Source organism: Pseudomonas sp. P106(2024) (assembly GCF_057480815.1).
In genome coordinates this window covers 1-286 of the sequence record NZ_JBLIYU010000067.1, presented here as the reverse complement: position 1 = coordinate 286, position 286 = coordinate 1, and the positions used below count along the sequence as shown (strand labels likewise).

At 60.1% G+C, this 286-nt stretch carries 1 protein-coding gene; it reads left to right on the top strand.

Annotated features, from left to right (window positions below; genetic code table 11):
• Positions 1–286 (top strand): immunoglobulin-like domain-containing protein (locus AC25M7_RS25535; RefSeq protein ID WP_486971646.1); only part of this gene is annotated, 286 nt, incomplete at both ends.

Sequence of the window (286 nt, the reverse complement as noted above, 5' to 3'; positions counted from 1 at the left end):
AGGCGATGTCACCGAAGACCAGCAGCCGGCCTTCACCGTCAAGGTCAGCCAGAAGCTCGACCACGACCTGACCGTCACCCTGTCGAACGGCGACAAAGTTGTCATTCCAGCCGGTCAGACCGAAGCCGAGTACAAGGCGAAAGCCCAAGGCGATGACGTCTTCAAAGACGGCGATACCTTGACCGTCGGCATCACCGACGCTGCCGTCGATGGTAAGGCCTTCGAGAATCTGGAGCTGGGCGGCAACGCTTCGGTCCAAATCACCGACACCGTCAGCGAAGTCGTC